Annotated in this window: 1 protein-coding gene; it reads left to right on the top strand. The window is 27.7% G+C overall.

Annotated features, from left to right (window positions below; translation table 11 throughout):
• Positions 1-2,293 (top strand): TonB-dependent siderophore receptor (locus CRU91_RS11980; RefSeq protein ID WP_146951624.1); only part of this gene is annotated, 2,293 nt, incomplete at its 5' end.
• Positions 2,294-2,499: the final 206 nt, after the last annotated feature.

Here is a 2,499-nt window from a genome sequence, read left to right on the forward strand (position 1 = left end):
AAATGTTTATGCAGATAATATAAGCTATTCATTAGATAAATCATCTTTAAAAGATGCTATTGAAAAAATATCTAAAAAAGCGAATATTCCATATATTGCTAATAGTTCTATTTTTGAAGGAAAAACAACAAATGCTATCAAAGATATAGAAGGAACAAAAAATGCTTTAGATAAAGTATTAGAAAATAGTGGTTTAGAAGCTATTATAGAAGATGGAGCAATAATCATAAAACCAATATCTTCTGTAAAAGTGATTAATGGTACTTATATCTTAGATGATATTTCTGTTAAAAGTGGTAAAAATGGAAGTGCAGAAGCTGGATACTTAACTGAAAATATAACTGGTGTTGGACTATGGGGAAAAAGAAGCTTACAAGATACACCGTACTCAATGAATATAATTGCAGAAGATTTAATTGAAAATGTACAAGCTAACAGTATGGCACAAATTTTTAAAATGAACCCTTTAACTCAAGATGGTGGTGATAGACCAACAGGTAATTATGTTACTGTTATTAGAGGATTTAATTCAAATAATGCGGTTGTAAATGGTATGCCACTAGCTGATTTTTATAGTTTTACAACTATGGAAGATTTAGAAAGAGTTGAAACTATTAGTGGTGCAACTGGATTTTTATATGGTGGTGGAAGAGTTGGAGGAGCGGTAAACTATGTAACTAAAAAACCAACATTAGAAGATAAAAGAAGTATTACTTTAGGAAACTATGGTGGTGAGCAATACTACGGACATATAGACCTAAGTGGACAAATAGATGAAAAAAAAGTTTTTGGATATAGAATAAATGCTTTATATCAAGATGGAGATAGTGTAGCAGATATTGGCAAAGAACAAAAATTTGTAAGTTTATCTTTTGACTATAAACCGACTGATAATTTTACTATGGATTTAAATTATGCTCATAGAAAATTAGAAAGAACAAATCAAAAGCTTTCAATTAGTCTTAGTGATAAAGACTCTATTCGACCTATTATAGATACAAGTAAAAACTATTCACCAGATTGGAATAAGACAACAGAAACAAATGATAGATTTATGCCAAGTATAAAATGGGATATAAATGATATTTTTACTTTTAGAAGCTCTTTTATTTATGAAAAATCAGATAGTAAAACAAAGGGTGATACATTGGCTTATATAAGACCAGATGGTTTATATGATATTGAAAATACAAAATATTCAAATCAACCAGATGAATTTGAGAATTATGCAGGAAATATATATTTAGATAGTAAATTTGAAACTTTAGGAATAAATCATCTTTTAACAGTAGGTTATTCAGAAAATTATTATAAATATTCAATAGCCAGAAATTGGTTTGAATATGAAGATTTTTATGGAATACCATTAAATGAAATAAAAAAATTGCCTATACCAAATGCTATAATAGACAATAGTGAAATTATACCTAGTGCAAAAACACAATATAAAAATATTTTAATAGGTGATGATATAGTTTTTACTGATAAATGGAGTGCTTTAGTTGGATTTAATTATGCTACTGTAATTCAAACAAATTATAGTGATGGTGAAGAAAGTTCAAAATATGATAAATCAGAATTAACTCCTACACTCTCACTTATGTATAAACCATTTGATGATTTAACAACATATATGACTTATATAGAAAGTTTAGAACAAGGTATTATTGTAGGAACTCAATTTAGTAATGCCAATGAAGTCTTACCACCATTAGTTAGCAAACAATATGAAGTTGGAGTAAAATATAATTTATTAGATGATAAATTATTATTAACAAGTGCATTATTTAGAATCGAAAAAGCAAATCAATATTCTGATAATGCAATTCCAAAACCAAAATATGTTCAAGATGGAGAACAAATTCATCAAGGAATTGAACTAACATTGACTGGAAAAGTTAGTGATAATCTTACATTGTTTGGTGGAGGAACTTTTATGGATATAGAAGTAGAAAAATTAAATGATAAAACATTAGAAGGTAAAAAACCAACAAATGCAGCTTCAAAAATGGCAAAACTTTATGCAGAGTATAATTTACCATTTATAAGTGGTTTAACAGTAACTGGTGGAGCATACTATACTGGTAAAAAGTATGTAGATAGATTAAATACAGATATTATGCCATCATACACACTTTACGATGCTGGTTTAAGATATAAAACTAAATTAGACAAATATCCTACAACATTTTTAGTAAACGTATCTAACCTAACTGGAAAAGATTATTGGGCTAGTAATTTTTACTTAGGTGACCCTAGAAGTGTCGCAGTTTCTATGAAAATGGAGTTTTAGATTTTTTGGAAATTGGACTTCAGTCCAATCATAAAATAAGGCTGGGACTGAAGTCCCAGTTCCATAATATCTTCAAGCATGGGTTTCAAAGTATTTATTTAATTTTGAGATTAAAATTTCGATACAAAAATATACTTTCCTTTTTACTTTGGAACTCATACTTAAGGGTATAAATAAAATCTTACAAAATGTAATATTCTTTATAC

It is taken from the genome of Aliarcobacter vitoriensis, from assembly GCF_003316695.1.
GTDB classification, from domain to species: Bacteria; Campylobacterota; Campylobacteria; order Campylobacterales; family Arcobacteraceae; genus Aliarcobacter; species Aliarcobacter vitoriensis.